The sequence below is a fragment of the Rhodococcus sp. OK519 genome (assembly GCF_003051005.1).
In the GTDB taxonomy this organism is placed as follows: Bacteria; Actinomycetota; Actinomycetes; order Mycobacteriales; family Mycobacteriaceae; genus Prescottella.
Window position 1 is genome coordinate 390,030 of sequence record NZ_QAOW01000003.1, and the last position, 20,988, is coordinate 411,017.

General features: G+C 66.7%; 19 protein-coding genes. 8 read left to right on the forward strand and 11 right to left on the reverse strand.

Annotated features, from left to right (window positions below; translation table 11 throughout):
• Window positions 1-6: 6 nt before the first annotated feature.
• Window positions 7-1,155 (reverse strand): 3-hydroxy-9,10-secoandrosta-1,3,5(10)-triene-9,17-dione monooxygenase oxygenase subunit, encoded by a 1,149-nt coding sequence (hsaA, locus tag C8K36_RS11820; RefSeq protein WP_181319525.1) that lies wholly within the window; start codon window positions 1,153-1,155, stop codon window positions 7-9.
• 216 nt (window positions 1,156-1,371) lie between these two features.
• On the opposite strand from hsaA, the gene C8K36_RS11825 reads away from it, so the two are divergent.
• From C8K36_RS11825 to C8K36_RS11850, 6 genes are all read left to right on the forward strand, one after another.
• Window positions 1,372-2,529 (forward strand): Rieske 2Fe-2S domain-containing protein, encoded by a 1,158-nt coding sequence (locus C8K36_RS11825; protein WP_107984663.1) that lies wholly within the window; start codon window positions 1,372-1,374, stop codon window positions 2,527-2,529.
• On the forward strand, window positions 2,526-2,879 hold the full coding sequence (locus C8K36_RS11830) for a hypothetical protein (protein WP_107984664.1): 354 nt from the start codon (window positions 2,526-2,528) through the stop codon (window positions 2,877-2,879). Before C8K36_RS11825 ends, C8K36_RS11830 begins: the two co-directional genes overlap by 4 nt.
• 195 nt (window positions 2,880-3,074) lie before the next feature.
• Entirely contained in the window at window positions 3,075-4,778 is a 1,704-nt protein-coding gene (gene kstD / locus C8K36_RS11835; RefSeq protein ID WP_181319512.1) for a 3-oxosteroid 1-dehydrogenase, read from the forward strand.
• Between the two features lie 12 nt (window positions 4,779-4,790).
• Complete coding sequence (locus tag C8K36_RS11840) at window positions 4,791-5,651, forward strand: MaoC/PaaZ C-terminal domain-containing protein (protein ID WP_107984666.1); 861 nt, start codon at window positions 4,791-4,793, stop codon at window positions 5,649-5,651.
• 104 nt (window positions 5,652-5,755) lie between these two features.
• Window positions 5,756-7,603, forward strand: a complete 1,848-nt coding sequence (locus tag C8K36_RS11845) for a cholesterol oxidase substrate-binding domain-containing protein (protein WP_107984667.1) — start codon at window positions 5,756-5,758, stop codon at window positions 7,601-7,603.
• Between the two features lie 140 nt (window positions 7,604-7,743).
• Window positions 7,744-8,109, forward strand: a complete 366-nt coding sequence (locus C8K36_RS11850; protein WP_107984668.1) for a CD225/dispanin family protein — start codon at window positions 7,744-7,746, stop codon at window positions 8,107-8,109.
• Window positions 8,110-8,112: 3 nt separating this feature from the next.
• Here C8K36_RS11850 and C8K36_RS11855 read toward each other — a convergent pair whose 3' ends face one another.
• The 7 genes from C8K36_RS11855 to C8K36_RS11885 all read right to left on the reverse strand — a co-directional run bounded on the left by C8K36_RS11855 (window position 8,113) and on the right by C8K36_RS11885 (window position 14,684).
• Window positions 8,113-9,573 carry an MFS transporter gene (locus tag C8K36_RS11855; RefSeq protein WP_107984669.1) on the reverse strand — a complete coding sequence of 487 codons (1,461 nt, stop codon included), beginning with the start codon at window positions 9,571-9,573 and terminating at the stop codon, window positions 8,113-8,115.
• A complete protein-coding gene (locus C8K36_RS11860; protein WP_107984670.1) occupies window positions 9,570-10,406 on the reverse strand; it encodes a mycofactocin-coupled SDR family oxidoreductase in 837 nt (278 codons plus the stop codon). Before C8K36_RS11860 ends, C8K36_RS11855 begins: the two co-directional genes overlap by 4 nt.
• A 165-nt stretch (window positions 10,407-10,571) precedes the next feature.
• Window positions 10,572-10,907 carry a DUF202 domain-containing protein gene (locus tag C8K36_RS11865; protein ID WP_107984671.1) on the reverse strand — a complete coding sequence of 112 codons (336 nt, stop codon included), beginning with the start codon at window positions 10,905-10,907 and terminating at the stop codon, window positions 10,572-10,574.
• Window positions 10,904-11,266: a YidH family protein gene (locus C8K36_RS11870; RefSeq protein ID WP_107984672.1), complete on the reverse strand. Its 363-nt coding sequence runs from the start codon at window positions 11,264-11,266 to the stop codon at window positions 10,904-10,906. The genes C8K36_RS11865 and C8K36_RS11870 overlap by 4 nt, the downstream gene beginning before the upstream one ends.
• Window positions 11,267-11,297: 31 nt before the next feature.
• Complete coding sequence (locus tag C8K36_RS11875) at window positions 11,298-12,563, reverse strand: DUF1214 domain-containing protein (RefSeq protein WP_181319513.1); 1,266 nt, start codon at window positions 12,561-12,563, stop codon at window positions 11,298-11,300.
• Window positions 12,564-12,573: 10 nt separating this feature from the next.
• On the reverse strand, window positions 12,574-13,491 hold the full coding sequence (locus C8K36_RS11880; protein WP_107984673.1) for a TauD/TfdA dioxygenase family protein: 918 nt from the start codon (window positions 13,489-13,491) through the stop codon (window positions 12,574-12,576).
• Between the two features lie 560 nt (window positions 13,492-14,051).
• Window positions 14,052-14,684: a TetR/AcrR family transcriptional regulator gene (locus C8K36_RS11885; protein WP_181319514.1), complete on the reverse strand. Its 633-nt coding sequence runs from the start codon at window positions 14,682-14,684 to the stop codon at window positions 14,052-14,054.
• Between the two features lie 86 nt (window positions 14,685-14,770).
• Between C8K36_RS11885 and C8K36_RS11890 the strand changes: the two genes are divergently transcribed.
• Window positions 14,771-17,110, forward strand: a complete 2,340-nt coding sequence (locus tag C8K36_RS11890; protein ID WP_107984675.1) for an arylsulfatase — start codon at window positions 14,771-14,773, stop codon at window positions 17,108-17,110.
• A 119-nt stretch (window positions 17,111-17,229) separates the two neighbouring features.
• Here C8K36_RS11890 and C8K36_RS11895 read toward each other — a convergent pair whose 3' ends face one another.
• Window positions 17,230-18,174 (reverse strand): alpha/beta hydrolase, encoded by a 945-nt coding sequence (locus C8K36_RS11895; protein ID WP_258195383.1) that lies wholly within the window; start codon window positions 18,172-18,174, stop codon window positions 17,230-17,232.
• A gap of 105 nt (window positions 18,175-18,279) precedes the next feature.
• On the opposite strand from C8K36_RS11895, the gene C8K36_RS11900 reads away from it, so the two are divergent.
• Window positions 18,280-19,227 carry a WYL domain-containing protein gene (locus tag C8K36_RS11900; RefSeq protein ID WP_107984677.1) on the forward strand — a complete coding sequence of 316 codons (948 nt, stop codon included), beginning with the start codon at window positions 18,280-18,282 and terminating at the stop codon, window positions 19,225-19,227.
• 184 nt (window positions 19,228-19,411) lie between these two features.
• Here C8K36_RS11900 and C8K36_RS11910 read toward each other — a convergent pair whose 3' ends face one another.
• Window positions 19,412-20,581, reverse strand: a complete 1,170-nt coding sequence (locus C8K36_RS11910; RefSeq protein ID WP_107984678.1) for a lipid-transfer protein — start codon at window positions 20,579-20,581, stop codon at window positions 19,412-19,414.
• Entirely contained in the window at window positions 20,578-20,988 is a 411-nt protein-coding gene (locus C8K36_RS11915; RefSeq protein WP_107984679.1) for a MaoC family dehydratase, read from the reverse strand. The genes C8K36_RS11910 and C8K36_RS11915 overlap by 4 nt, the downstream gene beginning before the upstream one ends.

Sequence of the window (20,988 nt, forward strand, 5' to 3'; positions counted from 1 at the left end):
CGCCCCCTAGACCATCGTGTCGGTGAGCGGCAGGCCGAACTCGGCACCACCGAACATCACGTACGCACGCTCGGCGTCGTTGGCGGCATGCACGCGACCGGCGTGCGCGTCGCGCCAGAAGCGCTGGATCGGAGTGCCGTTCGCGAGCGCCGTGGCCCCGGAGTTCTCGAACAGCAGATCGATCGAGGCGATGGCCCGCCCGGTGGCGCGGACCTGGTCGCGGCGGGCGCGCAGACGCAGTTCCATCGGCACCTGCTCGCCGGCGAGCAGGCATGCGTACTCGTCGGCGACATTGCCCGACAGCTGACGCCACGCGGCGTCGATGTCACTGGACGCCTCCGCGATCCGGATCTTGGCGAACGGGTCGTCCTTCGCCTTCTCACCGGCGTAAGCGGCGCGCACGCGCTTGCCCTGGTGCTCGACGTGGGCCTCGTAGGCGCCGTAAGCCATGCCGACGATCGGGCTGGAGATGGTGGTGGGATGAATGGTGCCCCACGGCATCTTGTAGACGGGAGCCGTGTTCTGCTGCAGACCCGGTGCGGTCAGGTCGCTCATCGCCTTGAAGCTCAGGAAGCGGTGACGCGGCACGAACACGTCCTTGACGACGACGGTGTTGCTGCCGGTGCCGCGCAGGCCCACGACGTTCCACACGTCGTCGATCTCGTAGTCCTCGCGCGGGATCAGGAAGCTGCCGAAGTCGACAGGGCGGCCGTCCTTGATGACCGGACCACCGACGACGACCCACGAGGCGTGATCGGAGCCCGACGACCAGGCCCACGCACCGTTGACCTTGTAGCCCCCCTCGATCGCTTCGCCCGCACCCATCGGCGCGTACGACGACGAGATCCGGACGTCGGTGTCCTTGCCCCACACGTCTTCCTGGGCCTGCTGATCGAACAACGCGAGGTGCCAGTTGTGGATGCCGAGGATGCCGGCGACCCATCCGGTGGACCCACACGCGCTCGCGATGTTGCGGACCGCGGTGTAGAAGGTGACGGGATCCGTCTCGAGACCGCCCCACTGCTTCGGCTGGACCAACCGGAAGAATCCGGTCTCCTGGAGTGCCTTGATGGACTCGTCGGGGATTCGGCGCAGGTCCTCGGTCTCCTGCGCGCGTTCACGCAGCACCGGCAGTAGCGCGTCGATCCGCTGCATCACCTCGTGGCTGTCATGGTCACCCACTGGACGCTCCCGTCTGTAATCGATGTTCACTTTCCCTGAGACTAGAACACGTTCTCTTCCGTGTCGAGGAATCGGCAATTCCACTGGTTATGCGAAGTCGTTGCCGATACAGAGCTCAGGAAATCTAGCGGAATCCGTCGAAGTTCTATAACGTGTTCTAGCAACAGCTAGAAGGGATGTGAGGTACTCATGGCGCAGATTCGTGAGATCGATGTGGGAGCTCCGCAGACGCGTTTCGCACGCGGTTGGCACTGCATCGGACTGGAGAGCGAGTTCCTCGACGGCAAGCCGCACGCCGTGGAGGCATTCGGCACCAAGCTGGTGGTCTTCGCGGACAGCCAGGACAAGCTCCACGTTCTCGACGCGTACTGCCGGCACATGGGTGGGGACCTCAGCCAGGGCGAGATCAAGGGCGACTCGGTCGCGTGCCCGTTCCACGACTGGCGCTGGGGCGGCAACGGCAAGTGCACCGACATCCCCTATGCCCGGCGCGTGCCGCCGATCGCGCGCACCCGCACGTGGGTCACGCTGCAGGAGAACAAGCAGCTGTTCATCTGGAACGACCCGGAGGGCAACCCCCCGCCGGACGACGTCACGATTCCGCGCCTGCCGGAGGTGTTCACCGACGAGTGGACCGACTGGAAGTGGAACCGCATCCTCGTCGAGGGTTCCAACTGCCGCGAGATCGTCGACAACGTGGTCGACATGGCGCACTTCTTCTACGTTCACTTCGGCTTTCCGAAGTACTTCAAGAACGTCTTCGAGGGCCACATCGCGTCGCAGTTCCTGCAGAACCACGGCCGTCCCGACGTCGGGAGCATGGGCACCCAGTACGGCGATTCGGTGCTGGACTCGGAGGCGTCGTACTTCGGGCCGTCCTACATGGTCAACTGGCTGCACAACAACTACAGCGGCTACAAGGTCGAGAGCATCCTGATCAACTGCCACTACCCGGTCAGCCAGGACTCCTTCGTGCTGATGTACGGCGTGGCCGTGCAGAAGCCGAAGGGCCTCGACGACGCCACCAGCGACAAGCTGGCGACGAAGTTCACCGAGGGCGTCGCCATGGGCTTCGAGCAGGACGTCGCGATCTGGAAGAACAAGACCAAGATCGAGAATCCGCTGCTCTGCGAGGAGGACGGCCCGGTCTACCAGCTGCGTCGCTGGTACGACCAGTTCTACGTGGACGTCGCCGACATCGACGAGAAGGCGACGCAGCGCTTCGAGTTCGAGATCGACACCACCAAGGCCGTCGAGGCCTGGCAGCGCGAGGTCGACGCGAACCTGGCACGCCAGGCGGAAGAGAAGGCGGCCGCCGAGGCGGCCGAGCACAAGACGGGAGTGTGACGATGACCTCGACCTGGGCCAAGGCCCCGAACTACGCCGACAGCCCGGCTCGGGTCGAGGCCGTCCGCGCACAGACCGTCGTCGACCAGCACACCTATCTCGAGCAGGGGCTGCAAGAGGTGGAGTGCCGCGCATGCGGCACGTGTGTGCTCGTCCGGAAGAACAGCTTCAAGCACACCAGCATCCAGTGGCAGGGCGACCCCGCTCAGGTCTGTCCCGAGTTCGCGGGCGCCGGCGGGCGCACCGGGTCACGCCAGACCTGCCCGCGCATGCTCAGCAGCATCCAGCACGCAGTGATGGAGGGCATTCTCGAGGTCGAGGAAGATCTGCCGACCAAATCCGCCAGCTGATCGTGAAACGGCGAGGCCCCGGACGAATCGTCGTCCGGGGCCTCGCCGTGTTCCGGAGCACCCCGCTCGCCTCCACGCACGTGCCGACGGCTGCAACAGGTGTTCGTTTACCCCTGAAGCTACGGCAAAGCTTCGTCAATACTTCCTGGCAGAAAGCATGGACTGGCACGCACCTCGTTCTATAACGTGTTCTACATGAGCAAGCAGGAATACGACATCGTCGTCGTCGGCAGCGGCGCTGCCGGCATGACCGCAGCCCTGACCGCAGCACACAAGGGGCTCAGTGCAGTCGTGATCGAGAAGGCCGCCCACTACGGCGGCTCGTCCGCGCGGTCGGGCGGAGGCGTCTGGATCCCCAACAACGAGGTGCTGAAGCGGGACGGCGTCACCGACACCGTCGACGCCGCGCGGACCTACCTCCACGGCATCATCGGGGACGTCGTCGATCCCGCGAAGATCGACACCTACATCGACCGTGGCCCGGAGATGCTGTCGTTCGTCCTGAAGAACAGCGCACTCGAACTGCAGTGGGTGCAGGACTACTCGGACTACTACCCCGAGGCCCCCGGTGGGCGTCTCGGCGGCCGGTCGGTCGAACCGGTTCCGTTCGACGGCAACCGCCTCGGCGACGACCGCGACAACCTCGAGCCCGACTACGTGAAGGCGCCGCGAAACTTCGTCATCACGCAGGCCGACTACCGCTGGCTCAACCTGCTGATGCGCAACCGCCGCGGCCCAGTGCGCGCGATGAAGGTCGGCATGCGATTCCTGGCGGCCAAGGCCCGTGGCAAGGACCTGCTCGTCCGCGGTCAGGCGCTCATGGCCGGCATGCGAATCGGCCTGCGCGACGCCGGTGTCCCGATCCTGCTGAACACCCCACTCACCGAGCTGTACACCGAGGACGGCGCGGTTCGCGGCGTGAAGGTGCTCATCGACGGCCCCGACGGACCCACCGAGCAGATCATCCGCGCGCGTCACGGCGTCGTGCTGGGCTCCGGAGGGTTCGAGCACAACGACGAGATGCGCAAGAAGTACCAGCGCGCCCCGATCGGCACCGAATGGACCGTCGGCGCCAAGGCCAATACCGGTGACGGCATCGCCGCCGGCCAGAAACTGGGTGCGGCAGTCGAGTTCATGGAGGACTCGTGGTGGGGTCCGTCGATTCCACTCACGGGCGGCCCGTGGTTCGCGCTGTCCGAGCGCACCCTGCCGGGCTGCATGATGGTCAACACCCGCGGCAAGCGCTTCGGCAACGAGGCCGCACCGTACGTCGAGGCGACGCACATGATGTACGGCGGCAAGTACGGCCACGGCGAGGGCCCGGGCGAGAACATCCCCACCTGGATGATCCTCGACCAGCGTTACCGCAACCGGTACACGTTCGCGGGCATCACGCCCCGCTCGCCGTTCCCGGGACGCTGGCTCAAGGCCGGCGTGGTCGTCAAGGCGAACACGATCGCCGAGCTCGCCGAGAAGACCGGGCTGCCGGCCGACACCCTCGCCTCGACCGTCGAGCGGTTCAACGGCTTCGCCCGCAACGGCAAGGACGAGGACTTCGGTCGCGGAGACAGCGGCTACGACCACTACTACGGTGATCCCCGCCTGAAGAACCCCAGCCTCGGGGAGATCAGCAAGGCGCCGTTCTACGCGATCAAAATGGTGCCCGGCGACCTCGGGACCAAGGGCGGCATCCGCACCGACGTCGACGGCCGCGCGCTGCGCGAGGACGGCTCGGTGATCGAGGGCCTGTACGCGGCCGGCAACTGCAGCTCACCGGTCATGGGGCACACGTACGCCGGACCGGGCGCGACCATCGGACCGGCGATGACCTTCGCCTACCTCGCGGTTCTCGACATCGCGGACCGCGCCCGTGCCACAGCGCCGTCCGTGACGAACTGACAGGAGACGCCAGTGCCCATCGATCCGTCGATCGCGATCGGAGCCGAGCTACCGGCCCAGGAATTCTCCTGGACGCCCTCGGACGTGCAGCTGTACCACCTCGGAATCGGTGTGGGCGCAAGCCCACTCGACCCGCGCGAGTTGCACTACCTCGATGACGCCAAGCCGCAGGTACTGCCGACGTTCGCGACTGTCGTCGCGAACATCCACGCGACCGAGGCGCCGCGGGTCTCGTTCCCCGGCGTCGAGATCGACCTGGGCAAGGTCGTCCACGGAAGCCAGGAAGTAACCGTCCACCAGCCGATTCCGGCGAGTGGGTCGGCGCGGACCACGACGCGGATCGTCGAGGTGTGGGACAAGGGCAAAGCGGCGGTGATCGTGCAGGAGTCGGCCACGGTCGCGCTCGACGGTTCGCCGCTGTGGACGGCCCGCTCGTCCATCTTCGCGCGCGGCGAGGGTGGTTTCGGGGGTGAACGAGGCCCGTCCGAATCCGTCGCGTTGCCCGACAGGACACCGGATTTCGAGTCGATCTCGCAGGTACTGCCGCAGCAGGCGCTCCTGTACCGGATGTGCGGCGACAGGAACCCATTGCACTCAGATCCGGCATTTGCGACCGCGGCGGGCTTCCCTGCGCCTATTCTGCATGGACTGTGCACCTACGGGATCGTCTGCAAGGCGGCTACCGACACCGTGCTCGACGGTGATGCCAGCCGCGTCAAGGGATTTCGCGCGCGTTTCGCCGGGGTAGTCTTCCCCGGCGAATCGCTTCGGACGCGAATGTGGCGCGACGGTGACCAACTGCTGATCTCTGCAACCGTTCCCGAGCGCGACGACTCGCCGGCTCTGGCCGACGTCGTGCTCACTGTCGCCTAGCGACGTCCGCACACAGCTGTACCGGTCGGGTCGGCAATCGCGTCGGCCCGACCGGGAGTATCCGCACCGTACTTCTTTCCCCTCACACAACTTGGAGTACACGAATGACGCTCAACGACGAGCAGTTGCGGCTGTCCCGGCGAGGATTCCTTGCCGCGGGCGCCGCGGGCGCCGGCGTGCTGGCGGCCGGCGCACTCGGTGGCTGGACCCCGGCCTTCGCGGTTCCGGCCGGTTCCACCGCTTCCCTCGGATCGCTCGGATCGTCCGGCCCGGTCGCGCCGCTCCCGACGCCGCCGAACTTCCCGAACGGGATCGCACTTTTCCAGCAGGCGTACCAGAACTGGTCCAAGGAGATCATGCTGGACGCCACGTGGGTCTGCTCCCCCAAGACGGCGCAGGACGTGGTCGTCCTTGTCAATTGGGCGCACGACAACGGGTACAAGATCCGTCCGCGCGGCGCGATGCACGGCTGGACCCCGCTCACCGTCGTGCACGGCTCGAACGTCGACAAGGTGATCCTCGCCGACACCATGACGCACCTCAACAGTGTCGCGGTGAACGCGGGCGGTAGCCCGGCCACGGTCACCGCCGACGCCGGCGCCAGCATCGAGGCCATCGTCACCGAACTGCAGACGCACAACCTCGGCTGGGCCAACCTGCCGGCGCCGGGCGTGCTGTCGATCGGCGGTGCCCTCGCGGTCAACGCCCACGGCGCGGCACTGCCCGCCGACGGCGAGGCGCCCGTCGCGGGCCACACGTTCGGCTCGCTGAGCAACCTCGTCACCTCGCTCACCGCGGTGGTGTGGGACGCGAACGCGAATGCGTACGCCCTGAAGACGTACCAGCGCAACGACCCCGATATCACCCCGATGCTCACCAACCTCGGGCGCTGTTTCCTCACCTCGGTGACGATGCAGGCCGGCCCGAACGTTCGCCAGCGGTGCCAGAGCTACACCGACATCCCTTGGCGGGAGTTGTTCGCAGCAAAGGGCACCCCGGGTCGCACCTTCGAGAAGTTCATCGCCGAAAGCGGTCGCGCCGAGGCCATTTGGTACCCGTTCACCGAGAACCCCTGGATGAAGGTCTGGTCGAACTCGCCGACCAGGCCGGAAGAGTCGCACGTGGTCGGCAGCGCCACCGGAAGCGCCTCCCTCGTCGGAAAGCCGCCGCAGTCTCGTGAGGTCACGGGGCCCTACAACTACATCTTCTCCGACAACCTGCCGGAGCCGATCACCGACATGATCGGTGCGATGAACGCCGGTAATCCCGGAATCGCGCCGCTCTTCGGGCCCGTGATGTACGGCACCACCGTCGCCGGGTTGTCCGCGACCAACGCCTACGACATCTGGGGCTGGTCGAAGGATGTGCAGTTCTACATCAAGGCCACGACGCTGCGGCTCACCGAGGGCGGCGGCGCCGTCGTCACGAGCCGTGCCAATATCGCGACGGTGATCCACGACTTCACCGTGTGGTTCAACGAGCGCATCGAGTTCTACCGCGCCAAGGGCGAGTTCCCGCTCAACGGCCCGGTCGAGATCCGCTGCTGCGGCCTGGACCAGCCCGCGGACGTCCAGGTGCCGTCGGCCGGCCCGCCGACCATTTCGGCTACCCGCCCGCGTCCCGACCACCCCGAGTGGGACGTCGCCATCTGGCTGAACGTTCTCGGCGTTCCAGGCACCCCCGGCATGTTCGAGTTCTATCGGGAGATGGAGCAGTGGATGCGGACGCACTACAACAACAACGACGCCACGTTCCGTCCCGAGTGGTCGAAGGGCTGGGCGTTCGGCCCCGACCCGTACACCGACGCCGACATCGTCACGAACAAGATGCGGGCCACCTACCTCGAGGGCGTGCCGGCCACCGAGAACTGGGACACCGCCCGGGCGCGGTTCAACGAGATAGACCCGCACCGCATCTTCAGCAACGGCTTCATGGATCAGCTGCTGCCGTAGGGTAGCCCGATCCTGCTCCACCGACGCCGGTGGTGCCTGCGTAACCACGCGGCACCGCCGGCGTCGTCGTGCGCCGGGTGTTCTGCGTCGGCGTACCGTCGAAAGTGATCGGTGGCAGTCGCGAACGAGGGAGTGCCGTCATGACATCGACGAATCCGGAACCCGCTCCTCCCCCGGCTGCGTCCGGTTCGCCGCAGCCGCCCCAACAGCCACCGCCACCACCGCCGAGCAACGCCGGCTGGGCGGTCGCCTCCCTGGTCGCCTTCTGGCCCCTCGCGTTCGCGGCGTTCAGCAACGCGTTCGAGGTGTACCCCAGGTGGGCGCGCGGCGACTACGCGGGAGCGCAGTTCGCGTCCGACCGGGTACGCAAACTCGGTCAGTTGTCGCTCTGGATCCTCGGTGGGATCCTCGTGCTGCTCGCGATCGCGTACATCGTCATGGCCGCGGTGTGGATCTCGCACGGCGGCTACGACGACAACTGGCACCGCGGTCGGATGGGCTGGTAGCGGTCAGCTCACGCGGGCCGGGTCGTGCCCGGCAGACGTCGTATCCGCGGGCGATGCCGTCGGCCGGTGCCGTATCGGCACGCACACGACGACGATGAGCGCCACCGCCGACACCGCCGCCCCGAGCCAGAACAGCCGGTCCAGCCCGATCGGTGACGGCACCGCTGCTGCGCCGACCATGACCGCGGATGCGGCGATGACAGCGGCGCCGACGGCGCTCGCCGCCGAGGTTCCGACGGCCCGAACCAGGCTGTTGACACTGTTGGCCGACGCCGTCTGATCGAGCGGGACAGCCGTCGTGATCAGCACCGGCATCGCGGCGAGTGCAAACGCGACACCGATCGAGACGATGAACGCGCTGATTCCCACTGTGAGGACACTGCTGCCGAGCACACCGCGCTCGGCGAATCCGAGACTGATCGCACCGGCCCCCACGGCCAGTGTCACGCCGGCACCCCAGACGCGAATCATCGCGGCCGACACCGGAGCGAGGAAGATCATCACGACCCCGCCGGGCAGCATCACGAGACCGGCCGCCGCGGCGCTGAGTCCGAGTCCATGTCCGGTCGTTGTCGGCACCTGGAGTTCCTGCGTGGACGCGTACGAGCTGAGGAACATCGCGAAACCGAGGAGCAACGCGCACAGATTGGACACCAGGACGGGACGCCGGACCGAGGTCCTGAGGTCGACAAGAGGATGGGATACCTTCAGCTCCAGCGGGATCCACACCGCGAGCCCGATTGCACCGGCGACCGCAAGTCCCACGGTCGGCAGGCTTCCCCACCCCCAGGTACCGCCCTTGGAGATCGCGAGCAGCATTGCGCTCAGCGCCGACGTCAACAGCGTCGCACCCAGGTAGTCGAATCGTCCCGCGGCCCGAGTGGTCGACTCCGGAACCACGAACGGCAGCAGCGCCGCCATCACGACCGCGAAAGCCGCGGGAACCCAGAAGAGGGACTGCCAGCCGAGGTGCTCGTGGAGGACACCGGCGAGCGGCATCCCGAGCACACTGCCGATACCGATCGTCGCACTCATCAACGCCACACCGCTGCCGAGCCGTGCCGGCGGCAGGACTTCGCGCATCATGCTGATGCCGATCGGCATGAGCGCCATCGCGAAGCCCTGCAACCCGCGGCCGACGACCGCCGTCGCGAAGCCCGATCCGACGGCGGCGACGACCGAGCCCGTCACCATGAGCCCGAGACACACCAGCATCATCGCGCGTTTGCCGAACATGTCGGCGAGTTTGCCGATGAGCGGCGTACCCACCGCGCCGGTCAGCAGCGTGACGGTGACCAACCACGACGCGCTCGTCGGCGGGACACCGAGGTCGACGGCGAACGCCGGCAGCACGGGCACGACGAGGGTCTGGAGGAGCGCGACGAGGATCCCGCTCAGGCTCAGGACACCGATGACGAGCCCGCTCCGCGCAGTGCGCGAAGCGGGCGTCGCATCGACTGTCACCCGGTCACACGAGCTGCATTACCTGCGTCGATCGGGAGCACGGTGCCGCTGATGTGCGCGCTGGCTTCGGCGGCGAAGAACAGGACCGCGCGCGTGATCTCGAACGGGTCGAGCCACGGCACGGGCTGCGCGTGCAAGCTCTGGAACACCGGGGCGACGTCGTCCATCGTCGGCTCTTCGAGGTCCGGTCGCATCATCGAGTAGAGCGCCTTGTTGTGGATCATCCCGGTCGAGATGTTTCCGGGTGCAATCGCGTTGACGGTGATGCCGTTCTGCGCGAGATCCAGTGCGGCGCTCTTGGTCATACCGATGACACCCCACTTGGATGCGGCGTACGCGGCCATGTTGGTGTTGCCGGCCCGGCCGAGCATCGACGAGATCGTGACGATGCGGCCGTAGCCGCGCTCGATCATGCCGGGTGACACGGCGCCCAAGGTGTTGAAGACGCCGGTGAGGTTGGAGTTGATCGCCTCGTTCCACTGCGCCGAGGTCATCGACTGGATCGGGGCGGCCACCGAGACACCCGCGTTCGCCACCGCGATGTCGACGCGACCGAACTCCGTCTCGGCCCGCTTCACCAGGTCGTCCATCGCCGCGCGATCAGCGGTGTCTGCCTTGACCGCGATGCACTTGCGGCCGGTGGCCTCGACGAGACGCACGGTCTCGGCCAGTTCCTCCTCGGTACCCAGCGGGTAGAACACGGACTTGCTGTCCTCGCACCGGTCGCAGATGACGATGTCGGCGCCGCGCTCCGCGAATGCCACCGCATGCGAGCGCCCCTGCCCGCGGGCTGCGCCCGTGATCAGTGCGACCTTGCCTTCGAACTCCTCCATGCTGCTTCTCTCCTTGCGATCGGGGACCGTGACGACACACGGCGTCCAGGACTATCACTACCCGCCACCGCTGTGACACCGGACACAAGTCTCGGCCAGCGGGAAGTTCGACCGTCATTCACCGAAACACAATCGGCGGGCGCAGTGGGGAATGCGATCCGATTGTCACCGACCGACCGTGAGGATCACGACGACCGAAACAGTCGCGAGTGCCACCACCGTAGCGGCCAGGCCGAGCATGATCACGAATGGAGGCACGATTCTCCCGGTTCCGAAGGCCTCGCTCGACCGCTCGTAGCGACTACGCGCCGTCACGACCACGACGGACGCCGAGGCGATCGCCCAAATCCCGATGGCCTGCAGCAGGACGGATGATCCGGGAACGTAACGAAGGCAGAGAAAGGCGACCGCGGCGAGGCTCGCAGCCGTGCGCACCCACGCGAGCGTCGTCCGCTCGGGTTGCAGGCCGGGATCCCCGTGCCCCGCGATCGCCCTGGTCAACGCACCACCACGATGAGCAGTGTGACGCCGGCGGCGGCGATGAGACAGGCCAGGAAGGCCGCGATCGCCGGTACCGGCAGACTGCGGCCCTTCCGCATCGCGGCCTCCACACCCATCCAGCGCAGGAAGGCGAACCCGACCAACAGGATCGCGCCGACAAGCAGACCCACGACGAGGACGGTGTGCATCGCGGGTCCGACCACGTCGGTTCCGAACGCCTCGAGTCCCACGGCGGCAGCGATCAATCCGAGACCCGTCCGAATCCAGGCGAGGTACGTCCGCTCGTTCGCCAGCGTGAACCGCGGATCCGGATCGTCGCCTTCACGAAAGGCCTTCGGTCGCCACCCGCGCAGTGTCACCGCGACGGTCCCTCCTCGTACGTCGATCCGGTCAACGGGCGTATCGCTTCAGCACCGCGGCGCGGCGACGACCGAGTACGGTCCGCCGCTCATCGGCGTCGACCCGAACCGTCGCTGCAGGCAACTGGGCGAGCACGTCAGCGAACTTCACCTTACGCACCGTCGGTGCCGGAAGGTCGGCATCCGACGCGAGCCACCACCGGTACACGCAGCGGGTCAACTCGTTGCCTGCCGTATCCAGCCAGTTCGCCACGCCGGGATCGCGGTGCGCGACCACCGCGCGGAACACCCCGTCGCCGTCGAGCACTGCTTGGTGGCCGTTGAGCGATGTCTGCCGGTAGGTGTAGTCCAGGGACTGCCCCCAGTGATCGCCGAGATGGATGTTCCAGAAATGGCAGTCCGGTGGGGCGACCTCGAGGATCAGCGCCTCGTCGGGGCCGATCTCGAAAGTTCCACCGCCGTAGGCGATGTGACCGCCGTCGCTCGCATACGATCCGCTCACGGTGGGTTGGGTCCGCAGGACGTTCCGTTCCCCGTCACGCAGTCGGTACATCGCGGACCAGTACTCGGCGAATCCGTCGACGAAGCGCCCCACCGACTCCACCTGCCCGGTCACGGTTACCGGTTCAGCCACCGGTCCCGGGCCGTCGACATCGAGCCGTTCGATCGAGACGTGGTACGGATCCTCGGCATCCCAGTCGTAGAAGTACTGGCGCGTGATGACGTCCTTTGCATTCGGGGGCATCGGCAGCCAGTTTCCCTCGTGCGGCCGAGCGCTGATGATCACCTCGAAATTCCCGTTGTCCTGCAAAGTGATTCCGCCGGGATTGGAGATCGCGCCGAGCGTCGACCCGGTGGCCGCCTTGAACGCGGCCCGGAAATCCTTCGGCTGGCGCCCGCCGGACTGGACCTTCTCGTACAGGCTGATGGTGTCGTAGAGGGTCAGCCCGATGTAGCGCGCGCGGCCACCGGTTCCGGTGAGCCGATACGTCCCGTTCGGATCGAGCACCGCGTGGCCGAACAGGCAGTCCGGCGACTCCGTCGCGTACCTCTTGGTGTTGTCCTGCAGGTGCCCGACCTCCGGATAGTCGGGGTCGGCACTGAAGACCACCTGTTCGAGACCCGCGTTCAGCAGATTGAGCAGGTATCGATAGCCCGCCGCCCGCATCGCCGGATCGTCCGACCGTGGATCACCGGAGATCACCTTGGACGCCCGGGACAGGTTGTCGCACAGGCTCTGCCAGGCGGCATCGAGTTCCGTGTTGCGTTGCTGCCGATCGTCGACGGGCTGGTTCACAACCCTGCCCTCAGGCCGGAACGTCGCCGAGGACGGAGACGCGCTCCATGACACGGCGATGCGGGAAGTAGTCACTGGCCGCGTAATGCTGCGTGGCGCGGTTGTCCCAGAAGGCGATCGAGTTGGGCTGCCAACGGAACCGGCACTGGAAGTCGGGCACCTTGGCCTGGTCGAAGAGATGACGCAGCAGTTCCTCACCTTCTTCGGGGTCCATGTCCGGAATGTGGGTGGTGAACAGACTGTTGACGAACAGCGTCTTACGGCCCGTCTCGGGATGGATCCGTACGATCGGATGCTCCACCGGCGGGTACTGCTCCTGCATCGCAGCGAGCTTCTCGGGCCCCATCGAGCGCCCGAAGGACGGCACGAAGTCGTGAATCGCGATGCGGCCCTCGATCTTCGCCTTGACCTCGTCGGACAGACAGTCGTAGGCGTTGCCCATGTCGGCCCACAGCGTGTCGCCGCCCGCGGGCGGAACGTCGAGCGCACGCAGGATCGATCCGAGCGGCGGCCGCTTCTGCCACGTCACGTCGACGTGCCAGATGTTCTCGGTGCCGGGGCTGTCCTCACCGCGCTCGAAGTGGACCACCTCCGGAACCTCACCCTGAGGCAGCAGCGGATGAATCTCGAGGTCACCCCAGTGTCGCGCGAAGTCGCGGTGTTGCAAGCCGGTGAGCTGTTGGTCGCGGAAGAACACGACCTTCCACTCGAGCAGAGCCCGGCGCAGGTCCTCGACGACCTCGGCACTGGGATCGCGCAGATCGACGCCGTGAATCTCAGCACCGATGTACGGCGTGACCGGCCGAACGTCGAACCTCTCGTACGGCCTCGACTCGAAGTCATTTGCGCACCTGCGCATTCCGCGCGGACCGAACTCGATGGAATGACCGCCGATCGCGACGGTTCGACTACTGGTCAACGTTGCCATGCAAGTCTCCTGGTCTCGAGGAATCCCTGTCCGAACACACCACCGCCGATGCCATCCGCTCGACCGGAGCCGGCGAAGGCGCCTTCCGCAAACTATCAGCCGGCGACTCGAGCCGTCAAGACACTGACTTAATTCGCGAAACATGCTGCATAGGACAGGTATTGATTCAGTCGCAAGCTCTCCGCGTGGGACGCGGGCCCCCGTGCCGATTCCACTGAGTGGGACCTGGGTCACATCCGGTCCTGCGACTGGGACTAACGTCCCTTCCCCAGGGCGACTCAGCCGCCCATACCGGACTCCGTCGAACGCGCCACCGCCAGGCACCTTCTTCCCGACGACGAAACATTCTGCGCCCCAAACTTCTCGCGCGTAGGCGTCGTCGTCCTCCACCGAAACAAAGGACAACGATGGCGCTCGTCCTCACTCCGATTCAAGGCGAACTCGCACGGCTTCTTGTACGCGGCAGCCGTCGGGCTCATCGGAATCGTCGTCGCCCTCGTGATGAAGCACGGAAGGACGCCCGCCGCCGCCGGCCCGGGCACGCCCGATTCGGAAGTCGGTCAGTCCGAGGTCGAGTCGGGTGCCTCCAACGCCCCCACCGACATGTCGACCAGATGACGAACGGTCTCGTCGAAGTCGACGTCTACCAGTGGATTACCGCCGTTGCGGCGCTGTTCGAAGACAGCGAGCGCCGAGACCGCCATGTTCAGCATCAGATCGACCCGGACCACCGCCACCCGACGCGGCAGGTGGTCGAGTGCGCGCATCAGCCGAGTCGACACCTCACGACTGACCTCGGTGACGCCGCCCAGATCGGAGTTCGTGATGTCCACCGACGGAGACACGCGAGCGATGAACTGCGCGTAGTACGAGTCGGTACCCGAGGTCCGAAGGTAGTCGGCGAGTGGCACGACGACCGCCTCGACGAGACCGCGGACGTCGTCGCCGCGACCCGCTTCGTCCAACTTTGCGAGGAAGGCAGCGCGGCTGAGGTTGATCTCGCGCATACGACGTCGGAACACCTCGAGGACGAGCCCGTCCCTGCCACCGAAGTGGTACTGCACAGCCGAATTGTTCTTCTGCCCGGCGGCAGCAGCGACATCACGCATGGACACGCCGTCGATGCCGCGCTCGGCGAACATTCGCTCGGCAACCTCGATCATCGTGCTCTTCGCGTTTCCGGGATTCGACACGCCGAGAGAGTAATGAGGCAACGCTTCAAGGGTCAAGGCGCACCGCCGGTACCCTCCCCCCGCTCCGCCACCATGAGAGGTGAGTCATGAACCGTCATTCGATTCCCATCGTCCGCACGGAACAGCAGGTTCCCACCGCGGTCGACTACCGCGACCAGAAGGAGCCGTTCACGCGGCCACAGCCGGTGCGACCGCCTGCGGGCGCTCCCAACGTCCTGCTGGTGATGCTCGACGACGTCGGCTTCGGCGCCCCGTCCGCGTTCGGTGGACCGTGCCGCACCCCCACCGCGGAACGTCTGGCCGCCGACGGCGTCAAGTACACCCGATTCCACACCACAGCCCTGTGCTCGCCGACACGCGCGGCGACGCTCACCGGGCGCAACCACCACAGCGTCGGATTCGGCGTGATCGCCGAACAGGCAACGGCCGCTCCGGGTTACAACGGAACTCGACCCGACTCGGCGGCTACCGTGGCCCGCGTTCTGCAGGGCAACGGCTACGCGACAGGCGCGTTCGGCAAGATGCACCAGACCCCGACCTGGGAGATCAGCGAGGCCGGCCCGTTCGACCGCTGGCCCACCCGCGAGGGCTTCGACCGCTTCTACGGCTTCCTCGGCGCCGAGTCGGATCAGTTCTCCCCCGTTCTCTACCAGGATTTCACTGTTGTCGATCCGCCGCGGACGCCCGACGAGGGCTATCACATGTCGGAAGACCTGGTGGACCGCGCGATCGAGTGGATCGAGTCGGTCGGCACGATGGATCCGGACAAGCCGTGGTTCTGCTACCTCCCGTTCGGCGCATGCCATGCGCCGCTGCAGGTTCCGGACAGCTACCTCGACAAGTACCGCGGCGAGTTCGACCACGGATGGGACCGTCAGCGTGAGATCACGCTGGAGCGCCAGAAGCAGCTCGGGGTGGTCCCGCCGGCGACCGAGCTGGCACCGTGGTCGGGCGATCTGCCGCACTGGGACGAACTGGACGACGACCACAAGAAGGTCTCCTCCCGGCTGATGGAGCTGTACGCGGCGTTCCTCGAGCACACCGACGATCAGGTCGGACGGCTCGTCGACCGGCTTCAGGAACTGGGTGCGCTCGACAACACCCTCGTGCTGTACATGCTCGGCGACAACGGCGCCTCCGCCGAGGGTGGCATGGAGGGGTCGTTCAACTACCTCGCCGGACTCAACGGCTACAAGCAGACCACCGCCGAGGTGCTCGAGCGCTTCGACGAGCTGGGCACGCCGGCGAGTTACCCGCACTACCCGGCGTCGTGGGCGCTGGCGCTCGACACCCCGTACCAGTGGGCCAAGCAGGCGGCATCCCACTACGGCGGTACCCGCAACGGTCTGATCGCGCACTGGCCCGACGGAATCACCGAACCTGGACTTCGGGACCACTGGCACCACTGTGTGGACATCACTCCGACGATCCTGGCGGCCGCCGGCGTGCCGGCGCCGGACACCGTCGACGGCGTTCCACAGAAGCCGATGGAGGGCGTCGCGATGAACTACACGTTCACCGACGCCGGGGCCGCGGACCGCCACACGACGCAGTACTTCGAGATCTACGGCAACCGCGGAATCTACGACCACGGATGGACGGCGGTGACCCTCCACCGGGCGCCGTGGCTGATGGCGACGTACGGTCTGAAACTGCCTGCATTCGAGGAGGATCGGTGGGAGCTGTACGACACGACTGCCGACTGGTCGCAGGCCCGCGACCTCGCCGCCGAGTTCCCCGAGAAGCTCGAGGAACTCAAGCAGAAGTTCCTGGTCGAGGCCGCGCGCTACCAGGTGCTGCCACTCGACGACCGCACGGTGACGAGAAACGCTGCACCACACGACCGTCCGCCACACCCGCTGCGGGGCCGCACGAGCATCACGCTGTACCCACACATGTACGGCCTGCCGGAGAAGGCGGCGCCGCCGCTCTTCAACCGCTCGTACGTACTCACAGCATCGCTCGAGACCGACGGCAAGCCGTGTGAGGGCGTGCTCGCGAGCCTAGGCGGGCATTTCGGTGGGCTGGCCCTGTACGTGGCCGATTCGAAGCCGGTGTTCTGCTACAACTTCAGCGGCGGCGGCCGCACCTTCGTGCGCCCCGACGTCGAGCTGACTGCGGACACCCGTGAGGTTCGGCTCGAGTTCGAGTACGACGGCGGCGGGATCGGGAAGGGCGGAACGGCAACGATTTCCGTCGACGGAGTCGTCGTCGCGACGGGACGGATCGAGGAGACGACCCGTGCGATCTTCAGCATGAACGAACAGTTCGACATCGGCGTCAACCGCGGCAGCCCGGTGTGCAACGACATCGTCGGCCGCTTCGCCTTCACCGGGCGCCTGCACCACGTCCGGGTCGACCTACCCGGCGAGGGCCGCCCGGAGACCGCCGAAGAGCGGCAGCGAGTGGCGCTGGCGACGCACTAGTGGCGGGAATCGGGGCCGGGGTCGGCGAGCGCGCGCTCGCCGACCCCGGCGCTCGACGGATTCGCGATTGCAGCGAGCCCGCTTGATAACCACGCGATCACGACCTGTCCGCGTTGCTGTCAGATCTTCTGGGCGCGTGACACGTTCGCCGGAGCGCCTGCATCGTGTCGTTCCAGCCATTCCAGAATCGCCCGGTTCGTCTCTTCGGGCTTCTCCTGCTGGATCCAGTGACCGCTGTCGAGGTGGATCTCTTCGACGTCGGGCACGAACTCTGCGAGGTTCTCGGCCTGCGCCACGGCATCGCGGTCGCCGTAAATCATGAGGGCGGGTTGGTGGATGATCGGGTCGACGTGGGCAAGCAGGTGCCAGTCGCGGTCGAAGTTCCGGTACCAGTTGATGCCGCCGGTGAAGCCGGACTTCTCGAAGGCGGAGACGTAGACGGCCAGATCGCTGTCGCTCATCATGGGCTCCCCGAGAGGGCTCTCCGCCCGGGCGAGATCGATCATCACCATCCCTGGCTGCGCCTGCTCGAAAGGCTCGTTCTTCCGGTACAGGTTGCGGAGGAACCGTGCCGGGTTCTCGTCGAGCACGGCGTCCGCGACGCCGGGCCGCCGGTTGAAGTGGACGAAGTAATAGTCGCTGCCGAGCACCGCTTCCATCCACTCGAGCCAGGGTGTCTCGCCGCGCACGGGGTACGGAAGGCTCAGGCAGATCACCTTCTCCACGCGCTGCGGATGCAGCAGGGTCAGGCTCCACACGACCATCGCCCCCCAGTCATGGCCGAGGAAGGTCGCGTCCCCGTAGCCGTAGTGGTCGAGGAGGGCGACGAGATCGTCGGCCAGGTGTACGACGTCGTAGGCAGTGACCTCGTCCGGGCGGGAGGAGTTGCCGTAGCCGCGCTGGTTGGGGGCAATGACGTGGTAGCCCGCGGCGACGAGGGCGGGCACCTGATGACGCCAGGTGAAGGCGAGATCCGGCCAGCCGTGGCAGAGCACGATAGGTTTGCCGGCGTTCTCGCGGCCTGCTTCGAAGACCTCCAGCTCCACGCCGTTGACGGCGATCATGGTGGGCTCGGGGAAGTCGGTGGGGTTCATTACTAATTCCATGCCATCAAGGTAGGAACCTATACCGGTCACATCATGACCGGTTTTTCTGGAAATGTTGTCGGTATGCGAACTGACCGGCTGGTGGCGATCCTGCTCATGCTGCAGCGACGCGAGCAGGTCACGGCCGCGGAGGTCGCCAAGGAACTCGAAGTCTCCGAGCGCACCGCACGCCGCGATCTCGACGCCCTGGCCATGAGCGGCATCCCGGTGTACTCGGTCCAGGGCCGAGGCGGCGGCTGGCGGCTCCTCGGCGGCGCCCGCACCGACCTGTCCGGGTTGACCTCGGGCGAGGCCCGCGCCCTGTTCCTGGTCGCCGGCCCTGCCTCGGCGGCGTCGCCCGCAGTGAAGACCGCCCTGCGCAAACTCGTCCGCGCCCTGCCGGAACCCTTCCGGGCACAGGCCGAGGCCGCGGCATCCTCACTGGTCCTGGACCCGCAACAATGGGGCGCGACACGTATCGTTCGGCAACCCCCACGCTTCCTCGACGACCTGCAGGACGCCGTGATTCGCGGCGTACAGGTGCGACTCGGTTACGTCGATCGCCAAGGCGCCGAGACCGAGAGGACCATCCACCCGCTCGGAGTCGTCGCCAAAGGCCCGTCCTGGTATCTCGTCGCCCAGACCGCGACCGGCCGACGAACCTTCCGAATCGACCGCGTCTCATCTGCCGACCCGACCGGCGACCCCGTCCACCGACCCACGGACTTCGACCTCTCCGAGAGCTGGCGCGAGATCTCAGACGAAGTCGACCGCAAGCGAGCGCCCGTCGAGATCCACGCGACCTGCGCACCCGACGGAATCGGCCTGCTCCGAATCGCCGTCGGCACCGACCTCGAAATTGGAGGCGCCACCGACGACGGCCGCGTCACCGTCGTGATCCGCGGACCCGAGGAGTACGCACTCGCAGGTCACCTCGCCGGACTGGTCGAATGGCTCGACATCACGAGCCCCCAGAGTGTGCGGGATCACCTCGCCGCGATCGGCAACGCCCTCGCCGAGCGATACCGCTGATCGACGCGGTTGTGAGGGACCTACTTGATGGTCGCGAGCGAGGCCGGCGCGGCGGAACAGGCGTCCGCGACCTCCGTGCCCTTCTTGTCGAAGTGCGCGGTGAAGACGTTCGCGTGGTCGGCGTGCTCGTGGAAGTGGTGCGGGGTAGGTGGCCTGGACGAAGGCGATAGGTGGCACCAAACTTCTACGCCGTGAGCACCAATCCCGAAGTGGGAACACCGGTTCCGGCGGTGACGAGGACGTTCTCGACATCCGACACCTGGTTGACCGAGGTGCCACGGATCTGCCGCACGCCCTCGGCGATGCCGTTCATGCCGTGGATGTACGCCTCGCCGAGCTGACCGCCGTGGGTGTTGATCGGCAGGCGTCCGCCCAGTTCGATTGCGCCGTCGGCGATGAAGTCGCGGGCCTCGCCGCGGCCACAGAAGCCGAGTTCCTCGAGCTGCATCAGCACATACGGGGTGAAGTGGTCGTAGAGCACCGCGGTCTGCATGTCCGACGGCCGCAGCCCCGACTGCTCCCACAGCTGATCGCCCACCAGTCCCATCTCCGGCAGACCCGTCAGACCGTCCCGGTAGTAGCTGGTCATGATGTACTGGTCGACCCCGCTGCCCTGCGCCGCGGCGGCGATGATCGCCGGCTTGTTCGGCAGATCCTTGGCCCGCTCGGGAGACGTCACCACGATCGCGATGCCACCGTCGGACTCCTGACAGCAGTCGAGCAGGTGCAGCGGCTCCGCGATGAAGCGCGAGTTCTGGTGATCCTCGAGCGTGATCGGCTTGCCGTGGAAGAACGCCTTCGGATTGGTCGCTGCGTGCTTGCGGTCGGCGACCGCAACGCGGCCGAAATCCTCGCTGGTGGCGCCGTACACATGCATGTACCGCTGCGCGATCATCGCAACGAACGACGCCGGCGTGCCCAGCCCGTGCGGGTAGGAGAACGCATTGTCGGTGCCCGACGAGTTCACCTGCTGCACCAGCCCGGTATTGACCTGACCGAACCGGGCCCCCGACCGCTCGTTGAACGCGCGGTAAGCGACCACGACGTCCGCGACTCCCGTGGCGACCGCCATGGCGGCCTGTTGGATGGTGGCGCACGCGGCACCGCCGCCGTAGTGGATGCGACTGAAGAACTTGAGGTTCGGGATGCCCACCGAACGGGCAACGGCCGCCTCGGTGTTGGTGTCCATGGTGAACGACGTCAGACCGTCGACGTCCGACGGCTTCAGTCCCGCGTCGTCGAGCGCCGCCTGGACCGCCTCGGCAGCCAGGCGCAGTTCACTGCGGCCCGAGTCCTTCGAGAAGTCGGTGGCGCCGATGCCGACGATCGCGGCCTTGCCGGACAGCCCGCTCATGCGCCGCCTCCGTTCATGACGAGAGTGACCGTGGAGGTGATGTGGTCACCGAGGCTGTCCTTGCCGACCACCTTGACCGTGGCCAGGCCGTCTTCGGCCGCGACGACCTCACCGGACAGGTGCAGGGTGTCGTACGCGTACCACGGCACACCGAGGCGGAGCTTGATCGACGTGATGCGCGCCCGCGGTCCGGCCCAGTCGGTGACGAACCGCTGCACGAGCCCGGTGTCGGTGAGGATGTTGACGAAGATGTCCTTGGACCCGCGCTGCTGCGCCTTGTCCCGGTCGTGGTGCACATCCTGGAAGTCCCTGGTGGCCAACGCCGTCGAGACGATGAAGGTGGGGTCGCCGTGGACGGAAAGGCCCGGCAGCTGGTCGCCGACGGAGATGTCGAGTGCGCTGGTCAT

Coding starts and splice junctions, on each gene's coding strand:
- C8K36_RS11845 (WP_107984667.1), top strand. CDS start 5,756: ATGACGCTCAACGACGAGCAGTTGCGGCTGTCCCGGCGAGGATTCCTT.
- hsaA (WP_181319525.1), bottom strand. CDS start 1,155: ATGCAGCGGATCGACGCGCTACTGCCGGTGCTGCGTGAACGCGCGCAG.
- C8K36_RS11890 (WP_107984675.1), top strand. CDS start 14,771: ATGAACCGTCATTCGATTCCCATCGTCCGCACGGAACAGCAGGTTCCC.
- kstD (WP_181319512.1), top strand. CDS start 3,075: ATGAGCAAGCAGGAATACGACATCGTCGTCGTCGGCAGCGGCGCTGCC.
- C8K36_RS11910 (WP_107984678.1), bottom strand. CDS start 20,581: ATGAGCGGGCTGTCCGGCAAGGCCGCGATCGTCGGCATCGGCGCCACC.
- C8K36_RS11860 (WP_107984670.1), bottom strand. CDS start 10,406: ATGGAGGAGTTCGAAGGCAAGGTCGCACTGATCACGGGCGCAGCCCGC.
- C8K36_RS11825 (WP_107984663.1), top strand. CDS start 1,372: ATGGCGCAGATTCGTGAGATCGATGTGGGAGCTCCGCAGACGCGTTTC.
- C8K36_RS11900 (WP_107984677.1), top strand. CDS start 18,280: ATGCGAACTGACCGGCTGGTGGCGATCCTGCTCATGCTGCAGCGACGC.
- C8K36_RS11895 (WP_258195383.1), bottom strand. CDS start 18,174: ATGATCGCCGTCAACGGCGTGGAGCTGGAGGTCTTCGAAGCAGGCCGC.
- C8K36_RS11915 (WP_107984679.1), bottom strand. CDS start 20,988: ATGACCAGCGCACTCGACATCTCCGTCGGCGACCAGCTGCCGGGCCTT.
- C8K36_RS11880 (WP_107984673.1), bottom strand. CDS start 13,491: ATGGCAACGTTGACCAGTAGTCGAACCGTCGCGATCGGCGGTCATTCC.
- C8K36_RS11850 (WP_107984668.1), top strand. CDS start 7,744: ATGACATCGACGAATCCGGAACCCGCTCCTCCCCCGGCTGCGTCCGGT.